The organism is Bradyrhizobium sp. CCBAU 45321, assembly GCF_028128975.1.
In the GTDB taxonomy this organism is placed as follows: Bacteria; Pseudomonadota; Alphaproteobacteria; order Rhizobiales; family Xanthobacteraceae; genus Bradyrhizobium; species Bradyrhizobium yuanmingense.
The window spans coordinates 233,300-251,252 of record NZ_LFKZ01000124.1 but is presented as its reverse complement, the minus strand read 5'-3'; the positions used below and the strand labels follow the sequence as shown (position 1 = coordinate 251,252).

At 66.7% G+C, this 17,953-nt stretch carries 13 protein-coding genes; all 13 read left to right on the top strand.

What is annotated here, in order from left to right:
- Window positions 1-63 precede the first annotated feature (63 nt).
- The 13 genes from ACM43_RS21395 (at window position 64) to lpxC (ending at window position 17,727) form a co-directional block, all read left to right on the top strand.
- Window positions 64-1,536 (top strand): UDP-N-acetylmuramoyl-L-alanyl-D-glutamate--2,6-diaminopimelate ligase, encoded by a 1,473-nt coding sequence (locus ACM43_RS21395; protein WP_271542683.1) that lies wholly within the window; start codon window positions 64-66, stop codon window positions 1,534-1,536.
- Window positions 1,533-2,915: a UDP-N-acetylmuramoyl-tripeptide--D-alanyl-D-alanine ligase gene (locus ACM43_RS21390; protein ID WP_271542681.1), complete on the top strand. Its 1,383-nt coding sequence runs from the start codon at window positions 1,533-1,535 to the stop codon at window positions 2,913-2,915. Before ACM43_RS21395 ends, ACM43_RS21390 begins: the two co-directional genes overlap by 4 nt.
- A gap of 138 nt (window positions 2,916-3,053) precedes the next feature.
- The gene (mraY, locus tag ACM43_RS21385) at window positions 3,054-4,157 is read left to right on the top strand and encodes a phospho-N-acetylmuramoyl-pentapeptide-transferase (RefSeq protein ID WP_157286936.1); all 1,104 of its coding nucleotides are present in this window, start codon (window positions 3,054-3,056) and stop codon (window positions 4,155-4,157) included.
- Between the two features lie 7 nt (window positions 4,158-4,164).
- Window positions 4,165-5,562 carry a UDP-N-acetylmuramoyl-L-alanine--D-glutamate ligase gene (gene murD / locus ACM43_RS21380; protein ID WP_271542679.1) on the top strand — a complete coding sequence of 466 codons (1,398 nt, stop codon included), beginning with the start codon at window positions 4,165-4,167 and terminating at the stop codon, window positions 5,560-5,562.
- A gap of 227 nt (window positions 5,563-5,789) precedes the next feature.
- Window positions 5,790-6,941, top strand: coding sequence for a putative lipid II flippase FtsW (ftsW, locus tag ACM43_RS21375; protein ID WP_271542677.1), 1,152 nt, complete (start codon window positions 5,790-5,792; stop codon window positions 6,939-6,941).
- Between the two features lie 205 nt (window positions 6,942-7,146).
- Window positions 7,147-8,247, top strand: a complete 1,101-nt coding sequence (murG, locus tag ACM43_RS21370; protein WP_404543088.1) for an undecaprenyldiphospho-muramoylpentapeptide beta-N-acetylglucosaminyltransferase — start codon at window positions 7,147-7,149, stop codon at window positions 8,245-8,247.
- 149 nt (window positions 8,248-8,396) lie between these two features.
- Window positions 8,397-9,800 carry a UDP-N-acetylmuramate--L-alanine ligase gene (gene murC / locus ACM43_RS21365; RefSeq protein WP_271542675.1) on the top strand — a complete coding sequence of 468 codons (1,404 nt, stop codon included), beginning with the start codon at window positions 8,397-8,399 and terminating at the stop codon, window positions 9,798-9,800.
- A 5-nt stretch (window positions 9,801-9,805) separates the two neighbouring features.
- Window positions 9,806-10,723: a UDP-N-acetylmuramate dehydrogenase gene (murB, locus tag ACM43_RS21360; RefSeq protein WP_271542673.1), complete on the top strand. Its 918-nt coding sequence runs from the start codon at window positions 9,806-9,808 to the stop codon at window positions 10,721-10,723.
- A 132-nt stretch (window positions 10,724-10,855) separates the two neighbouring features.
- Window positions 10,856-11,842, top strand: coding sequence for a D-alanine--D-alanine ligase family protein (locus ACM43_RS21355; RefSeq protein ID WP_271542672.1), 987 nt, complete (start codon window positions 10,856-10,858; stop codon window positions 11,840-11,842).
- Between the two features lie 350 nt (window positions 11,843-12,192).
- Window positions 12,193-13,209 (top strand): cell division protein FtsQ/DivIB, encoded by a 1,017-nt coding sequence (locus tag ACM43_RS21350; protein ID WP_271542670.1) that lies wholly within the window; start codon window positions 12,193-12,195, stop codon window positions 13,207-13,209.
- The gene (ftsA, locus tag ACM43_RS21345) at window positions 13,206-14,528 is read left to right on the top strand and encodes a cell division protein FtsA (protein WP_036003557.1); all 1,323 of its coding nucleotides are present in this window, start codon (window positions 13,206-13,208) and stop codon (window positions 14,526-14,528) included. Before ACM43_RS21350 ends, ftsA begins: the two co-directional genes overlap by 4 nt.
- Window positions 14,529-14,615: 87 nt before the next feature.
- Entirely contained in the window at window positions 14,616-16,400 is a 1,785-nt protein-coding gene (gene ftsZ / locus ACM43_RS21340; protein WP_271542667.1) for a cell division protein FtsZ, read from the top strand.
- 364 nt (window positions 16,401-16,764) lie between these two features.
- Entirely contained in the window at window positions 16,765-17,727 is a 963-nt protein-coding gene (lpxC, locus tag ACM43_RS21335; RefSeq protein WP_271542665.1) for a UDP-3-O-acyl-N-acetylglucosamine deacetylase, read from the top strand.
- Window positions 17,728-17,953: the final 226 nt, after the last annotated feature.

Below are 17,953 nucleotides of genomic sequence, written 5' to 3'. Positions count from 1 at the left end.
TGCTGAGTCGGGATTTTCCCCGGAGGATTCGGCTTTCCGGCAGGGCATGTCGACTGGAACACCATGAAGCTGTGCGACCTCTTGGGTCAGGATGTCAAGGGCAATGACGCCGCAATCGAGCCCGCTGCTGCGGCGCTCGAGGTGAGCGGCGTTGCACTCGACAGCCGCGTGGTCAAGCCGGGCGATCTCTTCTTCGCGCTCGCAGGCAGCAAGACCGACGGCGCCCGTTTCGTCGATGCCGCGATTGCGGCGGGCGCGGTGGCCGTCGTCGGAGACCATGCACCGGCCGCGTGCAAGGTGCCGTTCATCACGAGCGCCAATCCGCGCCGCGCGTTGGCGTTGGCCGCTGCGAGGTTTTTCCCGGCACAGCCTGCGACGATCGCCGCGGTGACCGGAACCAGCGGCAAGACCTCGGTCGCCGCGTTCACGCGCCAGACCTGGGAGCGGCTCGGGCACGCCTCCGCCAGCATCGGCACCATCGGTCTGGTATCGCAAAAGCGCACCGTTTATGGCTCGCTGACCACGCCGGATCCGATCGCGCTGCACCGGCAGTTGGACGAGATCGCGCGCGAGGGCGTCACGCATCTCGCCTTCGAGGCATCTTCGCACGGGCTCGACCAATTTCGCCTCGACGGCGTGCGCATCTCGGCCGGCGGCTTCACGAATCTCTCCCGCGACCACATGGATTACCATCCGACCGTCGCGCATTACCTCGCGGCTAAGCTCCGCCTGTTCCGCGAGCTGGTGCCGCCTGATGGCGCCGCGGTGATCTCGGCCGATCATGATTGCTCGGCGGAAGCGATTGATGCGGCGAAATCGCGTGGCCTGCGCGTCATGGCGGTCGGCCGCAACGGCGATGGGGCGGGCGAGGGCATCCGCCTCACCGAGGCCGTGGTCGAAGGTTTCTCGCAAAAGCTCACCGTCGAACATCGCGGCAGGGCCTACGCGATCCGGCTGCCGCTGGTCGGCGAATTCCAGATCGAGAATGCGCTGGTGTCGGCCGGCCTTGCCATCGGCACGGGCAGCGATGCTGAAAACGTGTTTGCGAGCCTCGAACATCTCGAAGGCGCCAAGGGCCGGCTCGAGCGCGTCGGCGAGCGCAACGGCGCGCCGATCTTCGTCGACTATGCGCACAAGCCCGATGCGCTCGCGAAGGCACTGCAGGCGCTGCGGCCTTATGCGAAGCGCAGGCTGGTCGTCGTGTTCGGCGCCGGCGGCGACCGCGATGCCGGCAAGCGCCCGATCATGGGCGAGATCGCGGCGGAGAACGCCGACGCCGTCATCGTCACCGACGACAATCCGCGCAGCGAGAAGCCGGAAGCGATCCGCGCCGCGATCCTCGCCGCCGCCAAGGGCGCCCGCGAGATCGGCGACCGCGCCGAGGCGATCCGCGCCGCGATCGAGGACTTGCAGGACGGCGATGCGCTGCTCATCGCCGGCAAAGGCCACGAGACCGGGCAGATCGTCGGCGGCGAGGTGCTGCCTTTCAGTGATCACGAGGCGGTCGCTGCCGCACTAGCATCGAGGGTCGCATGAGCGGGCCAATATGGACGGTTGCCGAGGTCGCGCGCGCGCTGGGCGTCGCCGGATCGTTCCCGGAGACGCCGATCGATTTCGTCACCCAGGACAGCCGGCTGGTGAAGCCGGGCAGCCTGTTCGTTGCGCTGAGCGGCACGCCGAGCGGCGGCTTCGTCTCGGCTTTCGCCAGTGCGCGCGACGGCTGGGAGTTCGCCGACAAGGCGGAAGCCGCAGGCGCAGTGGCGATGATCGTGCCGCACGAGATCGCGGGCATCCGCATCCCCCAGATCGTCGTCAAGGACACGCTGATCGACGGCCTCTGGGGCCTCGCGCGCGCCGCACGCGCACGCTTCAATGGCCCGGTGATCGGGCTCACCGGCAGCGCCGGCAAGACCAGCACCAAGGAATTTCTCGCCGCCTATCCGAACGCCTATGCCAGCCCCTCGAGCTTCAACAATTTCTGGGGCGTGCCGCTGACGCTGTGCAATGCCAGACGGGACGCCAGCCTCTGGGTCGTCGAGATGGGCATGAACCAGAAGGGCGAGATCGCGCGATTGAGCGAGCTCACGCAGCCGACCGTCGCGCTCGTCGTCAACGTCCAGCCGGTGCATTTGGAAAAGCTCGGCTCGCTCGAAGCCATCCGGCGCGAGAAGGTATCGATCGCGCTCGGACTGCCCGAGAACGGCGTGCTGGTGCTGCCCGCCGGAATCAAGGCTTCCGAGTGGAAGGGCAAGGTCGTGCGCTTCGGCGGCGAGCATGCCGAGGTGCACGAGGTCGCGCACGCGCCGCACGGCGAGAGCTGGCAGGTCGTGGCCGCGATCGGCAGGAAGGAGATCGCCTTCAGCCTCACCCCTGGCGCGCCGCACCGGGTGCACAATGCGCTGGCCGCGCTCGCCTCGGTTCATGCCGCGCATCTCGACGTCGCGACCCTCGCGGTCAAGCTCGACCGCGTCGGCATCATGACCGGCCGCGGCGTCGAGCAGGCGGTCGGCGACGTCACCGTGATCGACGACAGCTTCAATGGCAATCCGGCCAGCGTGGCCGCGGCGCTGCAAAGCCTGCAGGCGCGCAACATGAGCGGCGGCCGCCGCATCGCGATTCTCGGCGACATGCTCGAGCTCGGCGCGGACGCAACGAGCTATCACACCGGCCTTGCCAGCCACCTCGACGGCATCGACGGCGTCTATTGCGTCGGGCCGCTGATGCGCCACCTGTTCGACGCATTGCCCTCGGGCAAGGGTCTTGGCTGGCACGACGATCCCGCCACGCTGAAACCGGCGGAGGTCGCAAACCTGCTGAAGGCAGGCGACGTCGTGGTTGTCAAGGGCAGCAAGAAGATGTTCTGGGTCAACAAGTTTGTGCCGGGGCTGGTGGCCGCCTTGCAGGCAAAGGCGTAAACTGCTTGGAAGGCGCCGTTCCCGAATCCCACCCCTTGCGGCGAAAGCCGTCCGTTTCCCGAACGCGCGGCCCATGACGAAGACCAGCGAATGCGCGTGAAGCACCTGGACGTGCAAAGGCGCCATAGGACCGTCTGAATGTTTTACTGGCTGATCGAGCTTTCCAACACATTTCCGGGCTTCGGTGCCTTTCGCACCTTCCTGAACGTCTTCCGCTACATCACCTTCCGCACCGGTGGCGCCATCGTGACCGGCGCGCTGTTCGTGTTCCTGTTCGGCCCCTGGATCATCGATCACTTGCGCATCCGTCAGGGCAAGGGCCAGCCGATCCGCACCGACGGTCCGCAATCGCATCTTTCCAAGAAGGGCACGCCCACCATGGGCGGGCTGATGATCCTGTCCGGGCTCACGGTCGGCACCGTGCTGTGGGCGAATCCGCTCAACCCCTATGTCTGGATCGTGCTCGCGGTGACGCTCGGCTTCGGCTTCGTCGGCTTCTATGACGATTACCTCAAGGTGACCAAGCAAACCACGACCGGGTTCGGCGGCAAGCTGCGCCTCTTGATCGAAGCCGTGATCGCGCTGGTCGCCTGCTATGCGCTGGTGCGGCTCAACCGCGATCCCGCCTCGACCGCGCTGACGATTCCCTTCTTGAAGGATACCGTGCTGCATTTCGGCTGGTTCTTCGTCGTCTTCGGCGCGTTCGTGATCGTCGGTGCCGGCAATGCGGTGAACCTCACCGACGGGCTCGACGGCCTCGCCATCGTGCCGGTGATGATCGCCACCGCGAGCTTCGCGATGATCGCCTATCTCACCGGCAACTTGGTGTTCGCCGACTACCTCCAGATCAAATATGTCGCAGGCACCGGCGAGCTCGCGGTGCTCTGCGGTGCGCTGCTCGGCGCCGGTCTCGGCTTCCTCTGGTTCAACGCGCCGCCGGCCTCGATCTTCATGGGCGACACCGGCTCGCTCGCGCTCGGCGGCATGCTCGGCGCGATCGCCGTCGCGGTGAAGCACGAGATCGTGCTCGCCGTGATCGGCGGATTGTTCGTGCTCGAGGCGGTTTCGGTCATCGTCCAGGTCGTGTCCTTTAAGCTCACCGGCAAGCGCGTGTTCCGGATGGCGCCGATCCACCATCATTTCGAGCAGAAGGGCTGGACCGAGCCGCAGATCGTGATCCGATTCTGGATCATCTCGGTGATGCTGGCGCTCGCCGGCCTCTCGACGCTGAAGCTGCGGTGACCGATCGATGATCCCCGTCACGTCCTTCGCCGGCAAGACGGTCGCGGCGTTCGGCCTCGGCGGCTCGGGGCTCGCCTCCTGCCATGCGTTGAAGGCCGGCGGCGCCGACGTGATCGCCGCCGACGACAATGCCGAGAACGTCGCCAAGGCCGCGCAGGCCGGCTTCATCACCGCGGACTTGCGCAACGTCTCCTGGGCGAAGTTCGCCGCGTTGGTGCTCGCGCCCGGCGTGCCGCTGACGCATCCGGTGCCGCACTGGAGCGTGTTGAAGGCGCGCGAAGCTGGCGTCGAGGCAATCGGCGACATCGAGCTGTTCTGTCGGGAGCGGCGCCGCCACGCGCCGGACGCCCCGTTCGTCGCCATCACCGGCACCAACGGCAAGTCGACCACGACGGCGCTGATCGCGCATCTCACGAAAGTCGCGGGCTACGACACCCAGATGGGCGGCAACATCGGCACCGCGATCCTGTCGCTGGAGCCGCCGCGCACGGGCCGCGTCCACGTCATCGAGATGTCGTCCTACCAGATCGACCTGACGCCCTCGCTCGATCCCTCCGTCGGCATCCTGCTCAATGTCAGCGAGGACCACATCGACCGCCACGGCACGATCGAGCACTACGCCGCGGTGAAGGAGCGCCTCGTTGCCGGCGTGCAGGTCGGCGGCACCTCGATTGTCGGTGTCGATGACGGCTTTTGCCGCGACATCGCCGACCGGCTCGACCGCGCCGGCAAGAACGTGGTGCGCATCTCGGTCAAGAACCCGCTCGCGTCGGGCATTTACGTCGAGCACGGCACCATCGTGCGCGCCGCGGGCGGCGCCCGCAGCGAGGTCGCCGCGCTCGGTGGCATCGGCTCGCTGCGCGGCCAGCACAACGCGCAAAACGCGGCCTGCGCGGCTGCTGCCGCGCTCGCGATGGGCATCAGCCAGGACGTGCTGCAGAACGGCCTGCGCAGCTTTCCGGGCCTGGCGCATCGCATGGAGCAGGTCGGGCGCCGCGGCAACGTGTTGTTCGTCAACGATTCCAAGGGCACCAACGCCGACGCCACGGCGCATGCGCTGTCGTCCTTCGCTGACATCTTCTGGATCGCCGGCGGCAAGCCCAAGGCGGGTGGCATCACTGGCCTCACGGGCTTCTTCCCGCGCATTCGAAAAGCCTATCTGATCGGCGAAGCCGCGCAGGAGTTTTCGGGCACGCTCGGAACGGTCCCGCACGAGATCAGCCAGACCCTCGACGTCGCCGTCGAGCACGCCGCGCGCGATGCCGAGGCTTCGGGCCTCACTGATGCGGTCGTGCTGCTGTCGCCCGCCTGCGCCTCCTTCGACCAGTACCGCAATTTCGAGATCCGTGGCACCAAGTTCCGCGAGCTGGTGCAAGTCCTGCCGGGCGTGAAGCCGGTGGTGTGAGGGCGCTCTCGTGTCCCGGACGCGCGGAGCGCGAGCCCCCCCCCCCCCCCGATACGGTATACTGTTGAGAGTTGGGCCCCGGCTCTGCAGCGCAGCGCGCCGCAAAGGGCGGCGCGCTGCGCTGCGTCCGGGGCACGAGACTCTCCACAACTTGAACCATCATGTTAACCCCCCGGTAACCAACCTCGGCGACCAATGAACGGACCTCTGTCCGAAAGCGGCCGCCCATGCTCTCCCGTGAAGAACGCACCCCCTTTTCCGAGTGGTGGTGGACCGTCGACAAGCCGCTGATGGGCGCCATCCTGGGGCTGATGCTGACCGGGGTGATCCTGTCACTGGCGGCGAGCCCGCCGGTTGCGACCCGCATCGGGCTCGATGCCTTCCATTTCTTCAGCCGCCACGTGCTGTTCCTGGTGCCCTCCTGCATCGTGCTGCTCGGGGTGTCCTTCCTGTCACCGCGCGCGATCCGCCGCTCGGCGCTGATCATCTTCGCGGCGAGCATCGTCCTGATCGTGCTCACGCTCGCCTTCGGCCCGGAGGTGAAGGGCTCGCGCCGCTGGATCACGCTGCTGGGCGTCAACATCCAGGCCTCCGAGATCGCAAAGCCGTCCTTTGTCGTGATCGCTGCCTGGCTGTTCGCGGAATCGACCAGGCGCCCGGAGATGCCGGCGACCTCGATGGCAGTGGTGCTGCTCCTGATGCTGGTCGCGCTATTGGTGATGGAGCCGGATTTCGGCCAGACCATGCTGGTGCTGATGGTGTGGGGCTCGCTGTTCTTCATCGCGGGCATGCGGATGATCTGGGTGTTCGGCCTCGCAGGGCTCGGCGCGGCCGGCCTGTTCAGCGCCTATCTGTTCGTCCCGCACGTCGCAGGACGTATCAGGCGCTTCATGAACCCGGCCTCCGGCGACACCTTTCAGGTCGATACCGCCATGGAGGCGTTCTACAACGGCGGCTGGTTCGGGCTCGGACCGGGCGAGGGCATCGCCAAGCGCAGCCTGCCGGACAGCCACACCGACTTCGTGTTTGCGGTCGCTGGCGAAGAGTTCGGCATCATCCTGTGCCTTGCGATGCTTGCGCTGTTCGCCTTCGTCGTGATCCGCACGCTGTCGCGCGCCTATGCCAACGAGGACATGTTCGCGCGCTTTGCGGCCTCCGGGCTCGCGATCCTGTTCGGCGTGCAGGCGGCGATCAACATGTCGGTGAACCTGCAGCTCATCCCCGCCAAGGGCATGACGCTGCCCTTCATCTCCTATGGCGGCTCCTCGATGGTCTCGCTCGCCTATGGCGTCGGCATGATGCTGGCGCTGACGCGGCTGCGCCCGCGCACCGAGGTCGAGGCGAGCGGCCACGCCGAGGCGATGCGCAGTTACGCGTGAAGCTCTCGTGTCCCGGACAAGCGCAGCGAAGCGGAGCGCAGAGCCGGGACCCAGGATGCCGCAGCCATATCGCAGAAGGAATGGGCCCCGGTTCAGCAGCGCACCACGCTGCGAAGGGCAGCGCGCTGCGCTGCGCCCGGGGCACGAACACTCATTGTTGCCTTCGCTCGCAATGACGAGAAAGACCCTGTAAAACTCTCTCATTATGGACACGTCCCCCCTGATTCTTCTCGCCGCGGGCGGCACCGGCGGCCATCTGTTTCCGGCCGAGGCGCTCGGCGTCGAATTGATCCGGCGCGGCTATCGCGTCCGCCTCGTCACCGACGAGCGCGCGCTGCGCTATAGCGGGCTGTTCAGCAAGGACATGATCGACGTCGTCAGAAGCGAGACCGCGCGCGGCCGCAATCCGTTCCAGCTCGCCTATGCCGGCCTCACGCTTGCCGCCGGAACGCTGTCGGCCTATGCGCTGATCAAGCGATTGAAGCCCGTCGCTGTCGTCGGCTTCGGCGGCTATCCGACGCTGCCGCCGCTGGTCGCGGCGAAATTCGCCGGCGTGCCCGGCATCATCCACGACGCCAACGCCGTGCTCGGCCGCGCCAACCGGTTCCTGTCGCGCCACGTGCGCGCCATCGCGACGTCCTTGCCCGGTGTGCTCGATCGCGACCCGGCGCTGGCAGGCAAGACCACGACCGTCGGCACGCCGATGCGTCCGGCGATCCTCGCGGCCGCTGCGGTGAAATATGCAGCGCCCGAGCCAAACGGTCCGCTGCGTCTGCTCGTCGTCGGCGGCAGCCAGGGCGCGCGCATCATGGCCGACATCGTGCCGGGCGCGATCGAAAGGCTCGAGCCTGCGCTGTGGAGCCGTCTCGTCCTCACCCAGCAGGTGCGCGAAGAGGACATGAGCCGCGTGCGCGCCGTCTACGACAAGCTCAAGATCAAGGCCGAGCTCGCGCCGTTCTTCACGGATCTGCCGGCGCGGCTCGCCTCCAATCATCTCGTGGTATCGCGCTCCGGCGCGGGTACCGTGGCCGAGCTCGCCGCGATCGGCCGCCCCTCCATCCTGGTGCCGCTGCCCGGCTCGATCGACCAGGACCAGTTCGCCAATGCCGGCGTGCTGGTCAAGGTCGACGGCGCAATCCGCATCCCGCAGACCGAGTTCACCTCCGACCGGCTGGCGTCGGAAATTTCTGGCTTCGCCGCCGAGCCGGCGCGGCTTGCCGCGATGGCTGAAGCCGCCCGCGGCGCTGGCCGGCTCGATGCGGCCGAGCGGCTGGCGGATCTCGTGGTCAAGGTCGCGGGAATCTGACGCCTGTTCCGGCCCGAATGGCCAAAAAAGTCACTTGTCATGCCCCGCGAAAGCGGGGCATCCAGTATCCGACGCAGTTGATTTGAATCTCAGGCGTCGCGGAGTACTGGATCGTCCGCCTTCGCGGACGATGACCCCAAGGAAACCACATGAGACTGCCGCGCGAGATCGGACCCATCCACTTCGTCGGGATCGGCGGGATCGGCATGAGCGGCATCGCCGAGGTGCTGGTCAATCTCGGCTATGCCGTGCAGGGCTCGGATGCCTCCGACAATTACAATCTCGACCGTCTGCGCAAGAAGGGCGCGAAAGTCTCGGTCGGCCACAAGGCCGAGAACATCGACGGCGCCGAGGTCGTGGTCGTGTCCTCCGCGATCAAGCGCGACAACCCGGAACTGATGGCCGCGCGCGAGAAACGCATTCCCGTGGTGCGCCGCGCCGAGATGCTGGCCGAGTTGATGCGGCTGAAGAGCTGCGTCGCCATCGCCGGCACGCACGGCAAGACCACCACGACGACGATGGTCGCCACGCTGCTCGACGCCGGCGGGCTCGACCCGACCGTGATCAACGGCGGCATCATCAACGCCTATGGTTCGAACGCACGTCTCGGCGCGGGGGACTGGATGGTGGTGGAAGCCGACGAGAGCGACGGCACCTTCCTGAAGCTGCCGACCGATGTCGCGATCGTCACCAATGTCGACCCCGAGCATCTCGATCACTTCAAGACCTTCGAGGCCGTGCAGGACGCGTTTCGTCACTTCGTCGAGAACCTGCCGTTCTACGGCTTTGCCGTGATGTGCATCGATCATCCCGTGGTGCAGAGCCTCGTCGGCAAGATCGAGGACCGCCGCATCATCACCTATGGCGAGAATCCGCAGGCCGATGCGCGGCTGGTCGATCTCACCGCGGGCGGCGGCGGCTCGAAGTTCAAGGTCGTGATCCGCGACCGCAAGAACGGCACCACGCACGAGATCGCCGATCTCGCGCTGCCGATGCCGGGCCGGCACAATGCCTCGAACGCGACGGCGGCGATCGCGGTCGCGCACGAGCTCGGCGTGTCGGACGAGGTGATCCGCAAGGCGCTGGCCGGCTTCGGCGGCGTCAAGCGCCGCTTCACCAAGACCGGCGAGTGGAACGGCGTCACCGTGATCGATGATTACGGCCATCACCCCGTGGAGATCGCAGCCGTGCTGAAGGCCGCGCGCGATTCCTACACCGGCAAGGTGATCGCGGTGGTGCAGCCGCATCGCTATACCCGCCTGCAATCCCTGTTCGAGGAGTTCTGCACCTGCTTCAACGATGCCGACGCGGTCGTCGTCGCCGATGTCTATGCCGCCGGCGAAGCGCCGATCGAAGGCATCGACCGCGATCATTTCGTCGCCGGCCTGCGCGCCCACGGCCATCGCGAGGTGATCCCGCTGCCCAATGCCGGCGAACTAGCCAAAATCGTCCATGGCATCGCCAAGAGCGGCGATCTCGTTGTGTGTCTCGGCGCCGGCAACATCACGCAATGGGCGTATGCGCTGCCGGACCAGTTGAAGGCGTTGGGGTAAGGACGGTGGGTTTCCCCGACATCACGCCCGCTCTCAAAGCCGCGATGCCGGATCTGCGCGGCCGGCTGCTCGCCAACCAGTCGCTCGCCGAACTCACCTGGTTTCGCGTCGGCGGTCCAGCGCAGGTGCTGTTCACGCCAGCGGACGAGGCCGATCTCGCTTACTTCCTGGCGCATCTCGCCTCCGACATTCCCGTCTACGTCATCGGGGTCGGCTCCAACCTGATCGTGCGCGACGGCGGCATTGCCGGCGTCGTGATCCGCCTTGCGCCGCGCGCTTTCGGCGAGGCGAGCGCGAGCGGCGACATCGTCACAGCGGGCGCCGCCGCGCTGGACAAGCGGGTGGCCGAAGTCGCCGCCGCCGCCAATATCGGCGGGCTCGAATTCTACTTCGGCATTCCCGGCACGATCGGCGGCGCGCTGCGCATGAATGCCGGCGCCAATGGCGGCGAGACCAAGGACGTGATGATCGAGGCGAGGGGTGTCGGGCGCGACGGCACCAAGCACGTCTTCTCCAAGGCCGAGATGAAGTTCGTCTACCGCAGCAGCGGCGTCGATCCCTCCATCATCTTCACCTCCGCGCGCTTTCGCGGCGAGATCAGGGACGCGGAGGCGATCCGCGCGCGCATGGCGGAGGTGCAGAGCCATCGCGAGACCGCGCAGCCGATCCGCGAGAAAACCGGCGGCTCGACCTTCAAGAATCCGCCCGGCCATTCCGCCTGGAAGCTAATTGACGCCGCCGGCTGCCGCGGTCTGCGCGTCGGCGGCGCACAGGTTTCGGAGATGCACTGCAACTTCCTGATCAACACGGGCGATGCCACCGCGCACGACATCGAGACGCTCGGCGAGACCGTGCGCGAACGGGTGAAGGCGAATTCCGGAATTGAGCTACACTGGGAAATCAAGCGGATCGGGGTTTCATGATCACCGTCATTCCGGGATGCGCCGCAGGCGCAGGCCCGGAATCCATAACCCCGACTGGTGGTTATGGATTCCGGGCTCGCGCTTTCAGCGCGCCCCGGAATGACGATGCAGATAGGTAACGGACCAAAAAACATGCGCATCACCATCCTCTTCGGCGGCTCCAACCGCGAGCGTCTCGTCTCGGTTGCCACAGCCCAGGCGCTGCATCAGGCGCTGCCCGAGGCTGACCTCTGGTGGTGGGACGTCGAGGACAAGGTGCACGTCGTGCAGTCGAAGCAGCTGCTCGAGCATGCCCGCCCGTTCGAGGACGAATTCAAGCCGGGCACGCGCGGCGTCCCGCTCGCGCAGGCGCTCGACCGGGCCAAGGCTGAGGATCGCGTGCTGGTGCTCGGCCTGCACGGCGGGCGTGCCGAGAACGGCGAATTGCAGGTGATGTGCGAGGCGCGCGGCGTGCCCTTCACCGGCTCGGGCTCGGCGTCGTCGCATCTGGCCTTCGACAAGATCGCAGCCAAGCACTTCGCCGCGCTCGGCGGCGTGACGCCGCCGGAAAATCTTGCGCTCGATGATATCGACGAGGCTTTCGCCGAGTATGGAAGGCTGATCGCAAAGCCCGCGCGCGACGGATCGAGCTACGGCCTGATCTTCGTCAACGCCAAGCAGGATCTCGTCGCTGTCCGCAACGCAGCGAAGCATGAAGAGTACGTCATCGAGCCCTACATCGCCGGCGTGGAGGCGACCTGCGGCGTGCTGGAGCGCACCGACGGCTCGATCATCTCGCTGCCGCCGATCGAGATCATTCCGGGCGAGGGCAATTTCGACTACGCGGCGAAGTATCTTTTGAAGTCGACCCAGGAGATCTGCCCCGGCCGCTTCGCACCCGAGATCACCGCCGCGCTTAAGGAGCAGGCGATGCTGGCCCACCGCGCAATGTCCTGCACCGGCTATTCCCGCTCTGACTTCATCGTCTCGGACAAGGGCCTCGTCTATCTCGAAACCAACACGCTGCCCGGGCTGACCAAGTCCTCGCTCTACCCCAAGGCGCTGAAAGCCGAAGGCATCGAGTTCGTCGACTTCCTGCGCGGCCTGGTCGAGCTCGCCTGCCAGCGCGTGCGGAAATAGTCAGGACTGGTTAACGGCCAGACCGGCGAAACGGGGCGGTTTGGTGGCCAAAACCGGTAAAATGCCGGACATCGCGGCGCAAATGCCAGACATCGCGAGGCAAAATGCGCGAGTCGTTAACGAACTTTACCTTTTGTTTACCAGGACGTCCGAAGGTTAACGCTGGCGGCGCATATGGCGCTTTGGCTGCCGGCGCGTGAGCTGTCGCGGGTGATGTCACCCCCAGCGAACGCTTTGAAGGGGAGAGGTTTTCTTCTGCTGAAGACCAGCACCCGGCCCGGCAGGTCCGAGACGTCATGTTCGCCAGGATCCGCGCGATGTCGCGGGCAAACTGTTGACGAGCTCGTGCAATGGATGGTGCAGGACGCCTCACCCGATCGCTTTTAAGATCGCTGAGGCCCCAAGCTGACCTGAAGGCGGCCGCTATCGGAGCGGTCGTGCTTCTGCGCGAGTGGATGCAGGACAAGCACGAAGCGGCGCGCGCTGCCGCCAGGGACAAAGCCAAGGCCAAGGCCGTCATCGAGCGCGAGCCACCGCCGCGCCTGGTCGCGCTGGTCGAGCGCTATCTGCCGCGCCGGGTCGGCCTGACCATGACCGTGCTGCTGTTGATCGGCAGCTGCGGCTTCGGCATCGTCAAGGGCGGCCACCTCCAGGATTTCGTCACCGCGGTCAGCGATGCCCGCAATGCGCTGGCCAATTCCGCCGGCTTCCGGATCACCTCCGTCGTCATCAACGGCCGCAAGCAGCTGACCCAGGACGAGATCCTCGCGATCGGCGGCGTCAGCGGCCGCTCCTCGCTGCTGTTCCTCGATGCCGAGGCGGTGCGCGACAAGCTCAAGGCCAATCCCTGGATCGCTGATGCGACCGTGCTGAAGCTTTATCCGGGCCAGCTCATGATCGAGCTCACCGAGCGCAAGGCGTTCGCGCTGTGGCAGGAGGCCGGCCGGCTCTCCGTCATCGCCGACGACGGCGCCGTGCTCGAGCCCTATGTCTCGCGCCGCTTCCTGTCGCTGCCGCTCGTAGTCGGCAAGGGCGCCGAAACCCAGGCGCGCGATTTCCTGGCGCTGCTGGCGCGCTATCCGCAGGTCCATTCGGTCACCAAGGCCGCGATCTACGTCGGCGAGCGGCGCTGGAACCTGCGGCTCAAGGACGGTCTCGACATCCGCCTGCCCGAGCAGGACGTCGGCAACGCGCTTGCGATGCTGTCGAAGCTCGACAAGGAGGACAGGCTCTTTTCGCGCGACATCGTCGCCGTCGACATGCGCCTGCCGGACCGGCTGGTGGTGCAGCTCTCCGAGGACGCCGCCAAGGCGCGCGAGGAGCTGTTCAAGGACAAGAAGAAAAAGAAGGCCGGGGATTCCGCATGACCGGTCTCGATCGCACCCAGACGCCGAAGACGCGCCCGATGCCGCACAAGCGCGGCGGCATCGTCGCCTGCCTCGACATCGGCACCAGCAAGATCGCCTGCATGATCGCGCGGCTGAAGCCCTCGCCGCCGAGCGATGCGCTGCGCGGCCGCACCCATGCGGTGGAATTGATCGGCTATAGCCAGATCCAGGCGCGCGGCATGAAGGCCGGCGCTGTGATCGATCTCGGCGAATGCGAGCAGGCGGTGCGCCAGGCGGTCGGGCTTGCGGAGAAGATGGCCAAGGTGCGGGTCGAGTCCGTGCTGTTGTCGGTCTCCGGCGGCCGGCTCGCCGGCCAGCTGGTCGAGGCTGCCGCCGACATTCGTGGCGGCGCCGTGACGCCGGCCGATGTCAGCCGCGTCACCTCCACCGGCATGCGCCACGCCACCGGCGAAGGCCGCACCGTGCTGCACGCCCTGCCGGTCGGCTACACGCTCGATGGTGTCAAAGGCATCCGCGATCCCCGCGGCATGGTCGCGCACCAGTTCGGCGTCGACATGAACGTCGTCACCTGCGACGCCACCGTGGCGCGGAACCTGATGCTGGCGGTGGAGCGCTGCCACATCAATGTCGAAGCCATGGCAGCCAGCCCCTATGTGGCCGGATTGTCGGTGCTGACCGACGACGAGGCCGATCTCGGCGCCGCTGTCGTCGAGATGGGCGCCGGCACCACCACGATTGCCGTTTATTCGGGCGGCCGCTTCGTGCACGCGGCGGGTTTTGCGGTCGGCGGGCAACACATCACGATGGATCTTGCGCGCGGACTCTCGGCGACCATTGCCGATGCCGAGCGAATCAAGACCTTATACGGCACCGTCATCACCGGCGGATCGGACTCGCGTGAGCTGATGTCTGTGCCGACAGCCGGTGACGAGCAGGATCTGCCGCAGATCGTCTCCCGCGCCACCATCGCGAACATCGTCAAGCACCGTGCCGAGGAAGTCTTCGAAATGGTTCGGGACAAGCTGAAGGATTCGCCCTTCGCCGCAGAGCCGAACGGCCGTGTCGTGCTCTCGGGCGGGGCCTCGCAGCTGACCGGCCTCGTCGATCTCGGCACCCGGATTCTCGGCCGGCCCGTGCGGGTCGGTCGTCCGCTCGGTTTCGGCCGGCTGCCCAACGAGGCGAAGAACGCCGCGTTCGCGGTGCCGGCCGGACTTCTGGTCTACCCGCAATATGTTCACCTCGAACATGTCGAACCGCGGCATACGCGGCAGCAGATCAAGACAGGGACCGGCGGATATTTCGGAAAGGTCGGACGATGGCTACGCGAGGGCTTCTGATGACCGCTTTCCGCAATCTTCGATTTTCACCAACTCCCGCGGCCACCGGCCGGGGCGAACCCACGCGCGCGTGATCGAGAGGCAACCATGACCATCAGCATCAATGTTCCTGATATTCACGAACTGAAGCCCCGGATCACCGTGTTCGGCGTCGGCGGCGCCGGCGGCAACGCCGTCAACAACATGATCACGGCGGGCCTGCAGGGCGTCGACTTCGTGGTCGCCAACACCGACGCGCAGGCGCTGACGATGTCGAAGGCGCAGCGCATCGTGCAGATGGGCACGGCCGTCACGCAAGGCCTCGGCGCCGGCTCGCAGCCGAACGTCGGCGCCGCGGCCGCGGAAGAGGTGATCGACGAGCTGCGCGACCATCTCTCGGGCGCCAACATGGTGTTCGTCACCGCCGGCATGGGCGGCGGCACCGGCACGGGTGCAGCTCCCGTCATCGCCAAGACCGCGCGCGACATGGGCATCCTCACCGTCGGTGTGGTGACCAAGCCGTTCCACTTCGAGGGCCAGCGCCGCATGCGCACGGCCGAAGCCGGCATCTCCGAGCTGCACAAGGTCGTGGATACGCTCCTGATCATCCCGAACCAGAACCTGTTCCGGGTCGCCAACGAGAAGACCACCTTCGCCGACGCCTTCGCGATGGCCGACCAGGTGCTCTATTCGGGCGTTGCCTGCATCACCGACCTGATGGTCAAGGAAGGCCTGATCAACCTCGACTTCGCCGACGTCCGCGCCGTCATGCGCGAGATGGGCAAGGCGATGATGGGCACCGGCGAAGCCTCCGGCGACAAGCGCGCGCTGACCGCCGCGGAAGCCGCGATCGCCAACCCGCTGATCGACGACTCGTCGATGAAGGGCGCCAAGGGCCTCCTCATCTCCATCACCGGCGGCAAGGACCTCACTTTGTTCGAGGTCGACGAGGCCGCGACCCGCATCCGCGAGGAAGTCGACCAGGACGCCAATATCATCGTCGGCGCCACTTTCGACGAAGCGCTCGACGGTCTGATCCGCGTCTCGGTGGTCGCCACCGGCATCGAGCAGGCCGCGATCGCCCGCAACAGCCAGGCCACCTCTGCGCCCGTCGCCAACCCGGCACCACAGATGCAGCAGGCTGCCGCCCCGGCCGCCGCCGAGAGCCGTCTGGCCGACCTGACCGCCCGGCTGCGTGCCGACAACCAGCGCCTGGCCGAGCGCGCCCAGAAACTGGAAGCCCAGACCCCGGCCGCCGCGCCGGCTCCGATTGCCGCCGCGCCCCGTCCGAACGTCGAGCGTGCTGCGCTCGCCGCGATCGCCGCTGCCGTTTCCGAGGTGCCGCAGCCGCAGGCGCCGCAGACCTATGGCGACGTCACCGTGCGCCCGATCGCGCAGAAGCCGACCCTATTCCCGGAGGCCGACATGGCCCCGGTCGCGGTGCAGGAGCCGATGACGCCGGATACCTTCATCCCGCCGCAGGCCGAGCGTCCGGCCCGCGCGCCGCGCATGCCGCGAATCGAGGAGCTGCCGATGCCGGCGCAGGCCGAGATTCGGCAGGCCCGCGGCGAGGCGGAGGAGGAGACCCCGCAGAAGACCCGCCTGTCGCTGCTGCAGCGCCTCGCCAATGTCGGCCTCGGCCGTCGCGACGAGGAAAGCGAGCCGCCGGTCGCGGCCCGCACTGCCGGTCCCGCCATGCCGCCGCTGCCCGAGCGGCGGCCGCAGAAGACCGTGGCACAGCAGATCGCGTCCAACGAGCCGGTATCGGAGTATGCCCGCCGTCCCGCGCCGCAGGGTCTGGACGTCCATGGCCGCCCCGCGCCTGTTGCGCCGGCGCCACAGGGCGACGACCATCTTGATATCCCGGCCTTCCTGCGGCGGCAGGCGACCTGAGGATTGTTACAATAAGGCAGACGAAAAAAGGTCCTGGCGAGGAGCTCGCCGGGACCTTTCCTTTTGTCCCGGGCATGTCCGGATTGCGCGGCCAAACAACTGATTTTAAATCATTAATTACGGCTTCGGTGGTTCAGTAAAACTGCCGATAGCGGTCCCGAAACCCGGCGCAATTTGGTTAAGCCTTGGCGCGAATACGGCAGGTTTGGGGTAACAATCGGTAAAAAAGCGTGAGTTGGCGCTGTTTGAGGCTGCAACTATGGTTTGCCGTGACTTGGGGATACGGAGATTCGGTAGCGTCGGCTCTGGCCGGCCAAGCGGGTCTCGTATAAGTCGCAGTGGGTCTTAGTGGGGCGGGTTCCTGATGAAATTTAGCCGGCAAACAACGCTTCGTGCGCAAGCCTCTGTGGCAGGCGTGGGCGTTCATTCCGGTCTTCCCGTCACTCTCACGCTTGGGCCTGCGCCTGTCGACGCGGGTTTTATTTTTGTCCGGACCGGACTCGAGGGAAGTGACCGCGAAGTTCAGGCCACCGCCGAGCAGGTGATTGCGACTGACTTTGCCACCGTCCTCGGCGACCGCAACGGTCCGCTGGTGTCCACTGCCGAGCATGTGCTTGCTGCACTGCGGGGAATGGGTGTCGACAACGCCACCATCGAGATCGACGGTCCCGAAGTCCCGATCATGGACGGCAGTGCCGCCGCCTTCATCGCGGCAATCGACCAGGCCGGCATCGTCACCCAGCCGGCGCCGCGCCGTTTCATCCAGGTTCTGAAGCCGATCTCGGTCAAGATCGGCGACTCCTTCGGCGAGATCAGGCCCCACACCAACGGGTTCCGCGTCGAGGTCGAGATCGATTTCACCAATCCGGTCATCGGCCAGCAGGCTTACGCCTTCGACCTCAATCCTGAAGGTTTCCGCCGTGAAGTCGGCCGGGCCCGGACCTTCGGCCTGATGTGCGATGTCGCGCGGCTCTGGAGCGCCGGCTATGCCCTCGGCGCCTCCTTCGACAACACCGTCGTGTTCGACGACGAGCGGCTGCTGAACACCGAGGGCTTGCGCTACGCCGATGAATGCGCCCGTCACAAGGTGCTGGACGTGATCGGCGACCTCTCGCTGGCCGGCCTGCCGCTGCTTGGCGCCTACCGCTCGGTGCGTGGCGGCCACAAGCTCAACCACGCCGTTCTGACGGCGCTGCTCGCCGACCGGACCGCCTGGCGGGTGGTCGAGGGCGAGGCTGCCCGCCGCACCACGCGTGCCGTGGGCGAGGTCGGCCGTGGCATCGTCGGCGGCCGGGTCGCTGCGGCCTTCGGACCGGATGTGTCCTGACGCGGCCTGCCGCCTTCGGAACGTGGTTGGCGGCCCCCGGGAAACTCCTGGTAACCATGATCGGCTAGCATTGCGGCAGGTTCGCCTTAATCCGGGCGAAATGCCTCCCTATCCGGTTCGTTAACAATCGTTTTCGGATACATCGGCGTGGTCGCGTGGCAGGCACCACGGTTACATTTCGCGCCCATGAGGGGTTCGTGGGCTGGCGGACACCGCATCACAGGGC

Excerpts from the sequence above, each read along its gene's own strand:
- ftsZ (WP_271542667.1), top strand. The coding sequence starts at position 14,616 with ATGACCATCAGCATCAATGTTCCTGATATTCACGAACTGAAGCCCCGG.
- ACM43_RS21395 (WP_271542683.1), top strand. The coding sequence starts at position 64 with ATGAAGCTGTGCGACCTCTTGGGTCAGGATGTCAAGGGCAATGACGCC.
- ACM43_RS21355 (WP_271542672.1), top strand. The coding sequence starts at position 10,856 with ATGCGCATCACCATCCTCTTCGGCGGCTCCAACCGCGAGCGTCTCGTC.
- ACM43_RS21350 (WP_271542670.1), top strand. The coding sequence starts at position 12,193 with ATGGATGGTGCAGGACGCCTCACCCGATCGCTTTTAAGATCGCTGAGG.
- ftsA (WP_036003557.1), top strand. The coding sequence starts at position 13,206 with ATGACCGGTCTCGATCGCACCCAGACGCCGAAGACGCGCCCGATGCCG.
- murC (WP_271542675.1), top strand. The coding sequence starts at position 8,397 with ATGAGACTGCCGCGCGAGATCGGACCCATCCACTTCGTCGGGATCGGC.
- murD (WP_271542679.1), top strand. The coding sequence starts at position 4,165 with ATGATCCCCGTCACGTCCTTCGCCGGCAAGACGGTCGCGGCGTTCGGC.
- ftsW (WP_271542677.1), top strand. The coding sequence starts at position 5,790 with ATGCTCTCCCGTGAAGAACGCACCCCCTTTTCCGAGTGGTGGTGGACC.
- lpxC (WP_271542665.1), top strand. The coding sequence starts at position 16,765 with ATGAAATTTAGCCGGCAAACAACGCTTCGTGCGCAAGCCTCTGTGGCA.
- ACM43_RS21390 (WP_271542681.1), top strand. The coding sequence starts at position 1,533 with ATGAGCGGGCCAATATGGACGGTTGCCGAGGTCGCGCGCGCGCTGGGC.
- mraY (WP_157286936.1), top strand. The coding sequence starts at position 3,054 with ATGTTTTACTGGCTGATCGAGCTTTCCAACACATTTCCGGGCTTCGGT.
- murG (WP_404543088.1), top strand. The coding sequence starts at position 7,147 with ATGGACACGTCCCCCCTGATTCTTCTCGCCGCGGGCGGCACCGGCGGC.